Source organism: Sulfuriferula multivorans (assembly GCF_003851125.1).
Classification (GTDB): Bacteria; Pseudomonadota; Gammaproteobacteria; order Burkholderiales; family Sulfuriferulaceae; genus Sulfuriferula; species Sulfuriferula multivorans.
The window spans coordinates 83,435-97,262 of the sequence record NZ_BGOW01000017.1 but is presented as its reverse complement, the minus strand read 5'-3'; the positions used below and the strand labels follow the sequence as shown (position 1 = coordinate 97,262).

The 13,828-nt window shown below is 61.5% G+C and carries 23 protein-coding genes; all 23 read right to left on the bottom strand.

Features of this window, described 5'->3' with window-relative positions:
• Positions 1 to 42: 42 nt before the first annotated feature.
• The 23 genes from EI185_RS10290 to EI185_RS10180 all read right to left on the bottom strand — a co-directional run bounded on the left by EI185_RS10290 (position 43) and on the right by EI185_RS10180 (position 13,826).
• On the bottom strand, positions 43 to 933 hold the full coding sequence (locus EI185_RS10290; protein ID WP_223247786.1) for a polysaccharide deacetylase family protein: 891 nt from the start codon (positions 931 to 933) through the stop codon (positions 43 to 45).
• Positions 934 to 1,269: 336 nt separating this feature from the next.
• On the bottom strand, positions 1,270 to 1,551 hold the full coding sequence (locus tag EI185_RS10285) for a hypothetical protein (protein ID WP_124705061.1): 282 nt from the start codon (positions 1,549 to 1,551) through the stop codon (positions 1,270 to 1,272).
• On the bottom strand, positions 1,544 to 1,786 hold the full coding sequence (locus tag EI185_RS10280; protein WP_124705060.1) for a hypothetical protein: 243 nt from the start codon (positions 1,784 to 1,786) through the stop codon (positions 1,544 to 1,546). The genes EI185_RS10285 and EI185_RS10280 overlap by 8 nt, the downstream gene beginning before the upstream one ends.
• A gap of 46 nt (positions 1,787 to 1,832) precedes the next feature.
• Complete coding sequence (locus EI185_RS10275; RefSeq protein ID WP_124705059.1) at positions 1,833 to 2,102, bottom strand: hypothetical protein; 270 nt, start codon at positions 2,100 to 2,102, stop codon at positions 1,833 to 1,835.
• 136 nt (positions 2,103 to 2,238) lie between these two features.
• Positions 2,239 to 2,757: a phage virion morphogenesis protein gene (locus EI185_RS10270; protein WP_124705058.1), complete on the bottom strand. Its 519-nt coding sequence runs from the start codon at positions 2,755 to 2,757 to the stop codon at positions 2,239 to 2,241.
• A complete protein-coding gene (locus EI185_RS10265) occupies positions 2,754 to 3,506 on the bottom strand; it encodes a phage head morphogenesis protein (RefSeq protein ID WP_124705057.1) in 753 nt (250 codons plus the stop codon). The genes EI185_RS10270 and EI185_RS10265 overlap by 4 nt, the downstream gene beginning before the upstream one ends.
• Positions 3,494 to 4,135: a Csf3-related protein gene (locus EI185_RS10260; protein ID WP_124705056.1), complete on the bottom strand. Its 642-nt coding sequence runs from the start codon at positions 4,133 to 4,135 to the stop codon at positions 3,494 to 3,496. Before EI185_RS10260 ends, EI185_RS10265 begins: the two co-directional genes overlap by 13 nt.
• On the bottom strand, positions 4,132 to 4,830 hold the full coding sequence (locus tag EI185_RS10255; protein ID WP_124705055.1) for a phosphoadenosine phosphosulfate reductase family protein: 699 nt from the start codon (positions 4,828 to 4,830) through the stop codon (positions 4,132 to 4,134). The genes EI185_RS10260 and EI185_RS10255 overlap by 4 nt, the downstream gene beginning before the upstream one ends.
• Positions 4,823 to 5,488, bottom strand: a complete 666-nt coding sequence (locus tag EI185_RS10250; RefSeq protein ID WP_124705054.1) for a hypothetical protein — start codon at positions 5,486 to 5,488, stop codon at positions 4,823 to 4,825. Before EI185_RS10250 ends, EI185_RS10255 begins: the two co-directional genes overlap by 8 nt.
• Positions 5,488 to 6,822 (bottom strand): hypothetical protein, encoded by a 1,335-nt coding sequence (locus EI185_RS10245; protein ID WP_124705053.1) that lies wholly within the window; start codon positions 6,820 to 6,822, stop codon positions 5,488 to 5,490. The genes EI185_RS10250 and EI185_RS10245 overlap by 1 nt, the downstream gene beginning before the upstream one ends.
• Entirely contained in the window at positions 6,819 to 8,321 is a 1,503-nt protein-coding gene (locus EI185_RS10240) for a DUF935 domain-containing protein (protein ID WP_124705052.1), read from the bottom strand. Before EI185_RS10240 ends, EI185_RS10245 begins: the two co-directional genes overlap by 4 nt.
• 1 nt (position 8,322) lies before the next feature.
• A complete protein-coding gene (locus EI185_RS10235) occupies positions 8,323 to 9,708 on the bottom strand; it encodes a terminase large subunit domain-containing protein (protein WP_124705051.1) in 1,386 nt (461 codons plus the stop codon).
• On the bottom strand, positions 9,695 to 10,213 hold the full coding sequence (locus tag EI185_RS10230) for a phage protein Gp27 family protein (protein ID WP_223247785.1): 519 nt from the start codon (positions 10,211 to 10,213) through the stop codon (positions 9,695 to 9,697). Before EI185_RS10230 ends, EI185_RS10235 begins: the two co-directional genes overlap by 14 nt.
• A complete protein-coding gene (locus EI185_RS10225; protein WP_124705049.1) occupies positions 10,213 to 10,512 on the bottom strand; it encodes a VpaChn25_0724 family phage protein in 300 nt (99 codons plus the stop codon). Before EI185_RS10225 ends, EI185_RS10230 begins: the two co-directional genes overlap by 1 nt.
• Positions 10,509 to 10,838: a DUF2730 family protein gene (locus EI185_RS10220; protein ID WP_124705048.1), complete on the bottom strand. Its 330-nt coding sequence runs from the start codon at positions 10,836 to 10,838 to the stop codon at positions 10,509 to 10,511. The genes EI185_RS10225 and EI185_RS10220 overlap by 4 nt, the downstream gene beginning before the upstream one ends.
• On the bottom strand, positions 10,838 to 11,029 hold the full coding sequence (locus tag EI185_RS10215; RefSeq protein ID WP_223247778.1) for a hypothetical protein: 192 nt from the start codon (positions 11,027 to 11,029) through the stop codon (positions 10,838 to 10,840). The genes EI185_RS10220 and EI185_RS10215 overlap by 1 nt, the downstream gene beginning before the upstream one ends.
• Positions 11,030 to 11,123: 94 nt before the next feature.
• Positions 11,124 to 11,729, bottom strand: coding sequence for a hypothetical protein (locus tag EI185_RS10210; RefSeq protein ID WP_124705047.1), 606 nt, complete (start codon positions 11,727 to 11,729; stop codon positions 11,124 to 11,126).
• On the bottom strand, positions 11,726 to 11,923 hold the full coding sequence (locus EI185_RS10205) for a hypothetical protein (RefSeq protein ID WP_124705046.1): 198 nt from the start codon (positions 11,921 to 11,923) through the stop codon (positions 11,726 to 11,728). Before EI185_RS10205 ends, EI185_RS10210 begins: the two co-directional genes overlap by 4 nt.
• Positions 11,913 to 12,158 (bottom strand): hypothetical protein, encoded by a 246-nt coding sequence (locus EI185_RS10200; protein WP_124705045.1) that lies wholly within the window; start codon positions 12,156 to 12,158, stop codon positions 11,913 to 11,915. The genes EI185_RS10205 and EI185_RS10200 overlap by 11 nt, the downstream gene beginning before the upstream one ends.
• A complete protein-coding gene (locus tag EI185_RS10195; RefSeq protein WP_124705044.1) occupies positions 12,148 to 12,609 on the bottom strand; it encodes a lysozyme in 462 nt (153 codons plus the stop codon). The genes EI185_RS10200 and EI185_RS10195 overlap by 11 nt, the downstream gene beginning before the upstream one ends.
• 103 nt (positions 12,610 to 12,712) lie before the next feature.
• Positions 12,713 to 12,973: a hypothetical protein gene (locus EI185_RS10190; RefSeq protein ID WP_124705043.1), complete on the bottom strand. Its 261-nt coding sequence runs from the start codon at positions 12,971 to 12,973 to the stop codon at positions 12,713 to 12,715.
• Positions 12,974 to 13,086: 113 nt separating this feature from the next.
• On the bottom strand, positions 13,087 to 13,443 hold the full coding sequence (locus tag EI185_RS10185; RefSeq protein ID WP_124705042.1) for a Mor transcription activator family protein: 357 nt from the start codon (positions 13,441 to 13,443) through the stop codon (positions 13,087 to 13,089).
• A complete protein-coding gene (locus tag EI185_RS10180; RefSeq protein WP_124705041.1) occupies positions 13,428 to 13,826 on the bottom strand; it encodes a regulatory protein GemA in 399 nt (132 codons plus the stop codon). The genes EI185_RS10185 and EI185_RS10180 overlap by 16 nt, the downstream gene beginning before the upstream one ends.
• Between the last annotated feature and the right edge of the window lie 2 nt (positions 13,827 to 13,828).

The following is a 13,828-nucleotide window of genomic DNA, read 5'->3' as shown; positions in this document are numbered from 1 at the left end:
ATTATAACTGACCTGACTTACAGTTTGCTTAATTGTCCCGCATCAGCCCTGCACTGCAAGCGTGCCCGAGCGGCCCGGGATTTCTCGCAGGCTGACCGCAAGACGCGGCAAGGCGGCCACATCCAGCGCAGCGAAATAATCCGCCATTGAAACCAGTGTGTAGCCCTGGCGTTGCCAGCCGGCGAGCAGGCGTTCAAACACGGGTGCGAGTTTCATGCCTTCGAGTTCCGCATGCAGGGTATAGACATGGCCGGTAGGTGAATCAGCCTGGGTCATCGCCAGCACGGCGTCGGCGACATTTTCGGTATCCACGCCGTCGGCGCCGATCAGTTCATCCAGCGTGGGCAGCGTGGTGGGCAGTTGCGGGCAGCTGGTTTGACCATTCGTCAGCAGCGGGATGAAAGGATGGGTGCCGCGCGAATCGGAACAATACGCCATGCCCCATTGCTGTTCCTGCACGAACGCAGCGTCGTTCATCTGCCAGCCTGCCGCACCGTGGGTAGGAGCGGGCTGGCCGAAGATTTCCGTGTAACGCTGCATCGCACGCGCCATTTCGCGCTGCGTCCATGCGGCGTCCTTGCTCGCCACATAATCCTGCCATTTGACGTGGTCGAAGGTATGAATGCCGGTCTCGAAACCGGCATCACGCACGCTGCGCAATATGTCGGCGCACTTGCGGCCGATGTCCGGCCCCGGCAGCAGCGTGCCGTAGAGCAGCGTCTTCAGGCCGTAGTGCTCCAGCACCGAAGTACGCGACACCTTTTTCATGAAGCCGGGGCGGAACGCCCGGCGCAGCGCCCGCCCCGTATGATCGGGTCCGAGGCTGAACAGAAAAGTCGCGCCGGCCTGATGGGCCTGCAGCATCCGCACCAGTTGCGGTACGCCTTCGCGGGTGCCGCGGTAGGTGTCAACGTCAATTTTCAGGGCAAGCATGCGCACGATTTGATCCATTTAACAGAAAGTTGAAAAACGCAGGGTGCAATAACAATTGAACCCTAATCCGGTTTTATCCCCTTCTGCGCCGCCTCGATTTGCCGATCAAGCCGGGGGTAGTCGGCGAGGACTGTCTGAGCGCGCAGCGCGAGTTCCGCAGCCGCCCGGCTTTCCCGGCAATTCGAGGGTAGCCCGCAGGGCCGGTACGGTGGGGTGCCATGAGGGGGAGTGAGATATTTAATGGGATTACGCGAGATATTTAAGGATTAAGCGGGAAAAAGAAAACAAAAAAATAAAAAACATTTTCGCACAGAGAAACAAAAAAACAGGCAGAAATCAGCGGCGCTTTGGGGGAACGAGCCGATCGACAATCCCATCCAGCAAATCATCGTCGATGCTGACTCCAGACTGGCCGATCGCATAGCCGATCGCACACCGGAGCATGTAATCCTGCATCGGTTGGGGGATTGGTCGAGAACCCCGGCGGAACTTGCCAAAATCCTGAGCTGTGTAGAGCGTGCCCAGCTCGTCGTTTAGGTCACGGATCGCCTGAGCCGTGGTCATGCCGGGGATCATCATCACGGCGAGCCATGATTCGATCAGATTTTGATTAACCATACGCTTTGATTGCCCTCAAATGCTCAGGCACCAGATCGAGCACTTCGGCTGGCGCCATCAGATCGCCACCATCCGGATTTGATTGCGCATACTCGATCATATATCGGGCTGCTGCTGATGCGGCCTCATAAGGAGTAAGTCCACACCGGGCACCCTGATGACCGCCTCCGAACTGCCCGGACACGGTGCTGATGTAGCCTTCGCCGCGTTTTGTGATGATTACTGTTGTACGCATAATGATCTCCATGTCATGTCAGGCCGCCGAAGCGGCCTGGGTTGCCTTATTGCACCTCTATCCGGTCAATCTCGTCTGAGCTGTAGTCGTACCAGTCTAATGGACGGTCATCATCTCCTTTGACGCCCTCGTATATCCAGTAGACGAGGTAGCTGTTGCCAGCCTCATCGGTTGCAGTGGCTTGCATCTCAAAGTCGTATGCCTCACCAGCGCTCGCCTCATGGTAGTTGACATATCCACCTGGCAATAAACGATTACTATAGTCAGCGTCCGAGGTGAGTGTCAGGTTGATGCCGTTGTAGGTTAAGTCGCTCATGATCTATTACCTCTATCTTGGTTCCGAGCCGCTCCTGGGCTGGATCAGGCTGGTGCAATTGTTTGCTCCAGTGATTAAATGTTAGGGCATATTTGCCCTACACACAAGCACTTTTTGCAAATAATTGAAAATATTTTTACGATGCCGGGTCGAGATACTCGTTGATTAGCTCCAACAGCGAATTATGGTCGCTGGAGCTAACGCCAAATATCGTACGGGCGGGGATATCTCCCCACGGCGCCACACCTTTGAACTCGTGTTTTTTGGCACCGAAATGCTGGGTAGCTGCGTATTTTTTAGGGCTGCCGATCACCACAGAGTCATTCTGCGCATCATAATCGATCGTACTTTGCAATGTTCCGGTCAACCCAATCAATGGGCGTTTTGAACCTGAACGCTGCTTGCCAGCTTTAGATAGATTTCCGGCCTTCGTGTAGCTACCCTTATTATCACCCAGGTATCTGAGGATCGTCACCTCGCTATTCACCGCCCAGCGTGTCCCATCCGGCGCAGTCGAGGTATCAAATCGCCGCTTGGTCGTCTCGCTCAGCAGCTCGCCGATATCCTGCATCAGCGGCAGCATGTGCGATGTCCTGGCACGCAGCTGGTTCAGCGCCTCGATGACCGCTTTATCATCCGCAATAATGGTGATCATTTGGATGGCCCCTGCAGGTCTTTTTTGAGGGCATCTGCAATTTGCGCGGGCAGGCTGGCCAGCCTGGATGATAGCTGCTTGCGCAGATCATCCACTACCGTCGCGCCAGGCTGGTAATCCCAGCCCAGATCGATTCCCTTCGGCCGATCGGTGCCCGGCACCACGCCGTCATCAGGTGCCGTATCCACGATATTGCCGCCCAGGCGTTTGGCGCCGGCCGCATTGCGCACGCCGATGATCCGGCACTGGCAGCCCCAGCCATTGGGCGGGTAATGCGTTTTCCACCAGGCATCCCCGGCAGGCAGGGTGATGCCATTCCAGCTCAGGTGCAGCGGGCGCGGGTGCATGACCGAATCGGAATGCTTGTACATCCAGTATTTGAAACCGCCATCCTTGAGCTGCACCAGCCGCCCGGCGGCATAACTGGTGCTGATATTGGTCTGGTAAATCACCCGCGTGCGCCAGTTGCGCTCGCCGGTATAGTCCCAGCCGTTTTTTTGCACCGTCGCGTCGAACGCCTTGCGGAATTCGCCGATGCCGGTGCCCAGGCCGATGGCCTGCTCAACGGCCTCGTACAGATCCGCCAGCAGATCCGCTTTCATCGCGCCGGCGACCATGAATGCGCGGTCGTGCTGGGCTTTGAGCAGATCGGTCCAGCGTTTGGTGGGGATCAGATTGGTGGATTTACCCAGAAAAAACGCGATCTGCTCGGTGAACGGCAGGCGCGGATCGTAGCCTATGCTGTCCATAAATCACCCACTTCACAACAATTCACCCTCTCATGCGGGTTCCAATACGGTGGCTGCGGGCGCACCAGGCGCGTGCCGGACGGGTCTGGTAACCAGCGCATGGCGCGACCCTCGCAGGTCATCGACCAATCATAGTCCACACGCTCGATCTCTACGCCAGTAATGCGGCCGTGGCCGTGTGCGCGCTTTTTGCCGAGGGCCGGAATACGGCGCAGCAATTTAATCAAATCGCGCCGGTCTCCGATGGCATAGCCGATCATCCGATGCGTGAGCAGCAATGGCATCGGCATGTTCCAGTCGCGGTAGGTGCTGTTGGTCAGATTGGGCGATCCGCGCGTCAGCTCGGCGCGCCCGACGCGGAAACGCTTGCGCCAGTGGGTAAATGTCTCCGCAGTTTCGCCCTCCGGAAACAGGGCGGAAGCGGCGTATACCCAGGTATTCCCGGCGCTGCGCTTGGAAATAGGCAGGCGCAACGCTTCCGGCAAATCATCCCGGCTCAGATTGCGTTGCGTCGCCTGGATCGGCGCCAGCGCCCACGCAATCAGCGCGTCGATGTGGATAGGCTCGGATGGGTCGTAGTACAGGCCGGTGCCATCCAGCGTGATCGTGATTTTTAAATTGTCACTCATAGCAATCCCTTGTCTCGCAACTGGCGAAAAAGCGCCGGATACCACTGGCGGACATATTCCGCATCACCGTCCTCGTGGCGGTCCGGGTCATATGCCCACGACACGCGGATGGCGTCCCGATCGATACCCGCATAGCGCAAATAGGCCGGATGCACGGGCAATCCGTACTCGTCCAGATAGGCAAACACATCGCCGCTGCTCCAGTTGCGCATCGGCCATGCCACCAGGCAGCCCCAGCGTATAGACTGATGCACCGGGCCATAGCGGCCGATCAGCATACGCCGGTGGCGGCTCTCGCAACGGCGTAGCCCGACAAACTCCAGAGCGACACCGCGCTCTCTTATGGCACGCTGTACCGGCTCGAGAATGGCATCGTAGTTACGCAATCCCGCCGCTTGCAAAGCGACGGCATCGCCCCGGGCGATATGGATTTCCAGCTCCAACCGCTCCGCAACGGCGCGCACCATGTCCAGGCTCTCCGGCATTTCGAGGCCCGAATCGTTGTAGATGATGAGCGGCCGGCAATGCTGGGCCACCAGGTGGCACATTGCCACGCTGTCTTTGCCACCGGATACCCCGATAGCCACGATGGCATCGCCAGCCTGTTGCAGCGCCCGGACGATCACCGCATGGGCATCATCGATCGCGCGCCGGTACCGATGCGCATGGACTTTGCGATAAAGCGCATCACGCACTTTTCAGCTCCTCCTGGCTCGGCAGCAGATACGTCAGAAACCGGTACAGACCGCTCTTGTGATGAGGCCGCGCCCAGCGCACGAATGCCAGCCATACGTCCAGGCCGATGCGTTCCAGCAGCCACGCCGGGCAATCCAGGGACTCGATGACCGTGCGGCCGATGCCCGCGCGCAGCGCCGCATTCAGAGCATCCCACAATTCGACGACCTGCTCGCGGTCGGAGCAATCGATATGCTCCACGTTCCACAGCCAGACATTTCGATCGCGGTTATTGACCGGCGCCAGCAGCGCGCCATGCTTTTTATAGCTGGTTGTTGCAAATCCGGCCCAGGGCCGCTTGGGTACTGCGCCCAGCACGGCAGCCCGCACGCCCTGGCGATCGAGGCGCCGGAAGGTTTTGCCATCGCAGATCCACGCGCCCATGCGCTCCCATTTGTATTTGAGCGCGACATAGGCGGCAACGCCGACCTGAGTGCCGCCCGGCAATGCCAGCAAATCGCCGGTGGTGAAGCTCGGGCCGAGCAGCGATTTGCGCGGCAGGCATGGGCCGCTCTGTCCGGTGATACAGCAGATACCATCGACCGGATCGCCCGGCAATACCGGATATTCCGGATTATCCGGATCCAGTGCGGAATAGATCAGGTCGACCGCGTGCATTACAGGCCAGCCAGCGAATCATCCTGGAACGGTTCAGGCGCAACCGCCGCCTTCGCCGGCTTGCCTTTGGGTTTGGATTTGGCGGCGCGCTGCGCGCCCAGAATCGCATCGTTGCCGCTGGTATCCGTGGCATGGATGCCGGCCAGGTAATCAAGGATGCGCGGCTTTTCAGCGGCCAGCCAGTCCAGATACAGCGCCGGATCGGGCGCGCCGCTGATGGCCATGTCCACTCTGCCCAGGCCGCGCCGGTTTTCCGCGCCGAGCAGCCCGCGCTGCTGTAGCAGCGCCAGCCCGCAACCCAGCGCGCTGCGCTCCAGATCGCCGGCATGAGTATCCAGGTCGATGCCGCCTTCCAGCACCGTGCCGGTGCGCAGGCATTCCGTATTGGCGATCATGCTGTGGTTGTCGGCGTGATCCTCGTGGTCCTCGCGGCGCGTCAGGAACGTCCACTCCATCAGCTCGGCGGCATCGATCGCGCCGTTTCCCCACTCGCGGCAACGCGGCCGCAGATCGCCGGCATACAGACGGCCCGGCAGCACCCGATTGCCGAGCGCCACGCCCAGCAGAGACAGCGCAGGTAGATGATCGCGTAGCCGGTGCACGCCCTCGGTGCGCAAGGTGCCGTTATTGCCCAGCTCGTTGCCGACCGCCTTGATCGCATCGCCGCCGCCCTCCTCCAGCACGCCGCCGGCATACAGCGCATGGAAAAACCACAATGCCAGCGGCGGACGCACCCGGCTGACTGTCAGGCCGAGCGCGCCGATGAAGTGATCCGCCAGGATGTCGCGCAGTTGCCCGCGCACGGCATTGCCGGCGTAGAAGGGCAGATCGAGCACCTGCCCCGTGGTGCTGAGTACCTGCTGGCGCCGGAACAGGGTGGCATTGCCGGCTTTGCCGTCGGCGCCATGCGCCAATGGGCTGGTGCAAATTGCGCTGATACCGATCTGCCAGGGACGTGATGGTGGCGCGCTACCGCGGTCGCCCACCTGGGCAGCAGGCAGCTGGATGCTCGCCAGTGCAGCCGCATAATCATCATCGTTGCGCAGCAATGCAATCATGGCCGCCATGTTTGGATAGGCGCGCAACCAGCTGAGCAGCCCGGGGGCCTCGACGCCCCCGGCAGCAGCCATGAATCGCGCCATTTTCTCGCCGCCGATATAGCTGATGTCACTACCCAGGCTTTTTAGCAAACGCTCCATCGCCGCCAGCAAGGATGGTTCGGTGGTCGCCTGCACGATGCGCGAGGTCAGGAAATCGGCGAAACCGCGCCCGGTGCGGATCGTGGCGGTCTGCGCGGCACGGCGCAGAAAATCAAATGTAGCTGCGATGCTCATGGTATTTCTCCTGTTGAAATAAGTTTGTCTTCATTGGCGACATCAAATCGGCCGGCCAGATCCGCGCTGGCGAATCCGATCGCCATCACCTGCTGCAGCTGCCCGGTATCCAGATCGCCGTAGCTGGTCAGCAACCAGTCGCGCAGCTGTTCCATGCTCTCGGCCGATTCGACATACAGGCGGATCTGGTTGAGCAGATCGCCAAATGCCGGTGCAGCCTCCACGGCCATGCGCTCGGTCAGCGGATCGATCGGCGTCGGGTTGGCAGCTACATCGGCAGCGAACTGGGCTGCTGGCGGTGCTGGAACAGCCGGTACCGGTAACGCTGGCAGCGGCGCAGGCGGTGTTTGCTCGGTCCATTCCCCACCATAGGTATCGGTAATATATTTCAACGTGGGCTTGAAGCCGATCTTGGCGATGGTCTCGTCGCGCGTCGCGCGCGTATCGAGGTTTTCCTCATCGTCCATGATGCGCCACAGTTGCGGCAGCGCGGCGCCGGGGAAATTGTATTCGGTCAACCACCTCGCGATCGTGTCGTTGAATGACATGCACACCAGATCCGCATCGGCCTTGGAGATGTCCTTGCGCACCTCGGCCTGTTCCTTGTTATTGCCGAGCTTGCCCGGCGTTCCCTGCGTGGTCGCGGTCTGGCCGATGGTGATGATCATGATGGCCGAATTCAGCATCGCGGTGAATTCCTTGTGATCCGCGGTACCGGATCGCGTCGCCTCGAGCAGCTCGGCCTGCATGCCGTCGGGAAAAATGATCGCGGAATCGCGCTGGATCGCCTGCAGCGCGGCCAGCAGCTTGTTCTGGTCGGTGTCCGACGTACCGGCCGGAAATTTCCCCACCGCCGTTGGCTGGCCGAATTTCTCCAGAAACACTGCCCAGAATTTCAGTCCGTTGCGTTTCAGCCACACCGGCCAGTACAGCCAGTGCGCCAGGCCCAGCCCATAGGGAGCATCATCGTGATCCGCGCCGGTGGAAAAGTGCCAGAATTTACGGTCCGGCAGCAGCTCGCCGTCGTAATTCGCCATCGTGCGCATGCGCAGCCGCCCGGCGCCGTCGTAGCCGAAACGGCGCCGGTCGCGGACCTTGATATCGGCAATGATCAGCCGGTTATTGTCGATGCCCCACAGCACCTCGCTGACCGCATGGCCATAAAACACGCCGTAGAGCATTTTTTCGGTAATGCTGTCCCAGTTCAGCGCCTGCACCTGCTCGCTCAAAAAATCCGACGCCGCCTTGTCGATCGCGCGTTTTCCGCCGGGGCGCACCTCCCACGGCCGCGCAATCACCGAGTGGATGCGCTGGGTCAGCGACGATTTGACGTGATCGTCGCGCAACACCTCGCGGTACAGCGTGTAATCGCCGCCCCCGCGCTGCATCAGCACCGTGTCGTCGGGCATCTGCACGCGCAGCGGGTCGATGAATCCGCGCGTGATGTCGCGCCCGTCCAGAGACGTGGCGATTTCCTGCATCAGTGGTTTGGTGGCCATATTAGAATCCCGTAAAATCGTGGTTGCCGCTCACCGTACCCCAGCCGGTGCGGGTGATATCGGCCTGGCTGAATCCGCCCAGGCCAGCATCGCCGAGGATGTTGCCGGCGCGGCTGCCGGCGGACTGGAAATCGATCTGCACTACCGGCCCGGATCCGGCCGCGCAGGCCAGCGCCAGCGCCCAGAACCGGTCGGCATGGCCGTCGGTATCGCCATCGGCCAACAGGCGCGGTATGCCGGTGACGCCCACCTGTTTTTTGATCGCATGCAGGTCGGCACGCAACAGCGCGTCGCCCATCGGCAGGCGCAGGGTATGATCCTCCATGCGCTCTTTCAGCGCCGTGGCCATATCCAGTTTGCGCGCCGCGCTGAACAGCACGCCCTCCACGCGCAGCTGGCCGTGACGGCGCTGCGCGTCCTCGACCGGCTTCTCGCCCATGCCGGTCTGGTCCATCGCCACGCGCACCACCCGGTAGCGCCGCATCACCTCATCCAGCAATACATCCTGCTCGGCAAATTTGATGCGGCGGCGCACGATCATCTCGCGGCACCACAGCACGTCACCCACGGCCTCGAGCACCGCGATCACAAACAGGTCGTTTCGCGCGGCGATATCAATGCCGATAAAACACGGTCCACCGCTGTAATGATCGGGCAGCCCCGCGCCGGCATGCTCGCAGCCGTCGATCAGCTCGTACGGCAGCCAGGCGGATGCCTCGTCCAGCCATTTGAGCTCGTATTCCTGCGCCCACGCATCCGGATCGTTGATACCCAGGCGCAGCGCCTCGATGTCGCGCGGCAGGCCGTCCGCGACAGCCTGGTAAATATCCACTGTATGGCGGCTCCAGATGCCGTCCAGCGCCTTGTCCGTCATCAGCTCGTAAAATTTGTTGCCCTTGCCGTTCGGAGTGGATACCACGCGCAACTTCCAGCCCGCCGAGATCACCGGAAACAGCGCCGTCCAGATTTTCCGGCTATCGGCATGAAACGCGAACTCGTCCAGCATCACGTTGGCCGAGAAACCGCGCGCCGTATCCGGGTTGGCGGGCAGGGCGGTGATGCGCGACCCGCCCGGCAGCGTGACTTCCAGCGCGTTGATGCCTGGCTCCCACTCGTATTCGTGTGCCTGAAAAACCGTGCCGATGGCCGCCAGGTGCAACTTGACTCCGGCCTCCATCGCCTCGCGCGCCTGGCGCTCGCCGCGCGACAGGATGATCCAGCGCGTGCGCTTGCCGTCCAACTCGGCGCGCACCGTATCCAGCACCACTGCCAGCGTGGTGGTAAACGTTTTACCGGTCTGGCGCGCGAACATGCCCACGGCAAAGCGCGCCGGGTCTTCCAGCCAGGCGCGCTGATACGGATAGAGGGTGATCTCAGAGGAGTCCATACGCCGCCGCAATGGCACGTTTCAGGGCTGCCGGATCGCGGCTTACCGTCTCCGCCGCCGTCTCCACCTTGCGCAATGCGTCGCGCATTTCGCGGCGCAGGCGCTCGGCTTCCACGCTGGTTTTGGTCGCCCCGGCCGCATCTTTGATAGCGCGGGCGAGCAACGCGATTTCCTTGCTATCCACCTGGCCATCCTCCAGCCCGGCAAGCTGCTGGAACGCGACCGCGCGCAGCATTTCCGGCAGCAGCCGCCCCACATCGCCCTCCGGATCAGATTCCAGCCGCCCGATCCACACCTTGGCCACCTCCTGCGCTTCGCGGTAGCGCGCCATTTGCGACTCGGCCTGTTGTTTGTATCTGCCCACCGCGCTGCGGCTGATATCGGCGCCCAGGTTGCGCAGCAGCGCGACGATATCCTCGATGGTCGCGCGGCCCTCGCGGATCGCATCGTCCACCGCGGCGCGCACGCTCGGGTCCAGCCGCTTGACGCTCGACGGGCGCGCCATCATGCCTCCGGCATCGGGCGCGCCACGCCGGGCACGCGCGTGCGGCCCAGCGCGGCATCCAGCCCGCGGCTGATCAGGCTGGGGATTTCCAGCCCGGCGGTGGTGGTGACCTCCACCAGGCCGTGCTGCTCCAGCCAAGCCAGATCGTCGCGCAGCATGTCGCCGCTGACCGCGTGGCCGACGTTGGCCAGCATGCGCTGGATCAGGTAGATATTCGCCCGGTACTCGCCCGATTCGGACAGGATGCGCAGGATCATCAGGCGGCGGTCCTCGGCCACGTGCTGGGTAAACGGCTTCATGATTTTTCTTTCATCAGATATTCGTGGATCAGGTTCAGCGTATGGTTGCTGCCGACGAACTGGCCCTCGATGTGGCTGATGCGCTGGTCGATGCTCTGCACGCGTTCGTAGACTTTGCCGATATCGTTCTGGCTGGGCAGGCCTTCGATCTGCGTTTCGATCTTCATCAGCCGATCGGCATGCCGGGCGATATTGTTTTCCAGCACCGTTTCCAGCGCGGTGATGCGCTCGTGCGCCTTGTCGTTTTTGCGCTCCAGGTACATCCATACGCCCACCGCGCTCATGATCAGGAATTGCAGCGTGTCGATCCAGCCTTTGTAATCCATTATTTTCGTCCCGTGCGTTTTTGATAGTCGTCGCGGCAATCCGCATCGCAAAATAATTTTCCTGCAGCCAGATCCTCGTCGCAGTTGTAGCAATGCCCGGACGGCAGCATCGATGGCCGGTTGCGTGCCCAGTCCAGGCAGGCAGCGCGCTCTTTTTCCTCGACTTCCTGGGCACGGTCGAATATATCCATCAGACCAGCCCCACGTAGGGTGCAATAAGCGCAGCGCATTGCACCGCATGCATCCGGCGCAATGCCCGTTGGTTATTGCGCCCTACGCCAGCGATCACCATTTCGCCCACACTCCGGCGCCGATGAAATAATCCGTATCGCGCGGCGCGCCGCCCAGCGGCTGGTCCACCGAGCCGATCACCCCGACATGCAATGCCTTGATCTGCACCATGCCCTGACGCGCTTCAAGGCGCAGTGCCGGGCCGCCGCGTTGGATGCCCACATACATCGCCGCCTCGCCGCGCGCATCCCATGCCAGCCACGGCAGCGGGTCGCGCCGCACATAGGTCTCGCTGTCGCCGGTCTCGGTATTGATCAGCGTGGTGATGGTCTGCGGATGGTCGTCGGCACGCACCTGGCTGGCCGCGATCACCTGCTGCGCCGCATTGTCCGCGACGGGCTGCGGCAGATTCAGGCGGCGCTTGAGCGGCGCGCCGCCGCGGTAGACCTTGACCGGCGCCCGGATGGCCACAGCGGTTTTGGGAATGGCGCGGATCTCGCCTGCCGCCACCGCCGGGACCGAGACATTGACCGGCGCGGGCGGTAGCACCGAGCGCATGAACAGCATCCAGCCGAGCAGGATCGCCACGCCGGCAGCCGCCGCCAGCAACAGCCATAAAATCACCGTCGCCCTCGCCGTGGGCAGGCCTGGCGCCATCATTTGCTCAGCCCCTGCGTGGTGACGATGCGCAGCACCGCGTTGACGATCGGCATGGCCACGGCCAGCGCGCTGTAAAAATTGACCGGCAGGTACGGCTGCAGCAGGTTGGTGTTGGCCTCCAGCGCTACCAGCGCGGCGGCGGCGGCGTTGAACCACAGCGTCTTGCTATGCCACCAGGGCTTTTTATTGGGCATCGCATCCGTCATCGCCGGCCTCGCAATAAGTGGTTGAATAATTGACATCGAACGTCGGCTCGACGGACACGCCCAGCTCGCCATACAGGTCGCGCAACGCGCACGCTGCGCCCATCGTTACCGCATCCCCCTGCGCCGAGGCATCGTCGATATGGCAGGCATGCACGCGGCCGCGGATGCGCACGCAGATACGGCGGGTGAATACATAGCGGCCGGGATCATGCTCAGCCATCATCTTTCGATTCGAAAATGGCGCGCTCGGCAGCGCGGCGTGTGACCAGCCCGGCGATTTTCTTTTTGTTGTCGTAGATCCAGCAGTTGAACTGGCTGGCGGCACCGGCCATGTCGCCGCGGCGCAGTTTTTTCAGCAGCGTGGAATCTTCGAACTGGTCCAGGCCGATGTTGAATACCAGCGAGCACAGCCCGTCGAACTGGTTGCCGGTCAGCGGCACGGGCAGGTTGGTGTCGATGGCCGAGAGATAAATTTCAACCGGCGCAAGGTCGTTGCGCATCAGCAAATCCGCCTGCGCGCGGGTCATCGGGACAGGCAATTTTTCGTGCTTGCGGATCACATGGCCATGACCGATCGTCATCACCCCGCCGCCGTCGTTATAGGGGCGGGCGCGAAAACCCTCGTTGCCCTCGGCCTGGATAAACTGGATGATCGAATCGGATGCGCGTCTCATGCAGCCAGTATTGGCCTGCGCGCGCGGGAGGGATTTTAGACGGGTCTAAATCTGGATTCAGGCCCTGACTTACTGGTTATAAAAATTTATATGGTATATTTTTCTACACCACCATTGGGGAGGTGTCTATGGTGGTTTTGGGCACCGCAGGCATGGCCAGTGCTTGTCCAATCTGTGTGTCGTATCCCCAGTCGCCGGGCGAGCCAAAAGCTTTGGCCAACGGCATCCCATCAACTACATTGGCCAGCACGCGCAATAGGTATGAGGAATCGCGCATCAACTGATCGTGTTGTGTCTCATCGCCTACTTCGCGCACCTCTTCCGCTTTGTTTCGTAGCGCTGCTGCAAGTTGGTTCGTGTTCATAATTTCCTCTCCGGCCAGTGCCCAACAAATCATTCAACCCGGACTGGCCGAAAGACGGCCAGCCGGTTAATTCAAACGTTGGAGGGCTTGGAACCGCCCTCGTCTTTCCTCTCCTAAATCAAATTCCCCTGCCGCCTATCTCGCTCCTCGGCGATGCGCCGCTTCACGATCCGGTAGATGTAGGTGATGTTCAGCCCGTACTTGCGCGCCAGCTGGCTGTGGTTGCGGCCGTTGAATTCGCCCAGGATTTGCGCGTCGCGCAGGCCGATCTCGTATTGCTGGCCCGATGGGATATACACCAGCTGTCCGGCCCAGTGGGTGCGCATGCGCTCGGCCGCCGCGTCGGCGATCTCGCCTGCCGCCGACTCATCCAGGCCGTGCGCCATCAGCGCCTCGGCGATCTGAATCGCCGCATCGCTTAGGATCTCCGGATAATTGTCCGGTTCGGCGTTGATCAGCGCTTCAGCCATTTTTTCAATGCCTCGATACAGGTGGTCATCTGTTTGCTGTTCAGCCAGCGCGGGCTGGATACCCGGGTGGTGCGCTTGACCCACGCATCCAGCCCGTCCACGTGGTTGACCCTGCCCGCCGTGTGCAATTCCAGCCACAGCGATTTGAGCTTGTTCAGCATCGGATCGTCCGGCGTGCGCTTCCACGACTTGCCGCCCAATGCACCGCGGCTGCGGAAATGGTCCAGCACCAGGCGGCGCCCGGCATGGTCCAGGTCCGACGCCGATTTCACCCGCGCCACCACGAACAGGATGTCGCGGTATTCCTCGTCGGTCAGGCGCAGGTCGCGCTTGGCCACGTGGATGGCGGCGAGCTCTTTGGTGCGTGGGTTGGTAGTAGTCATGG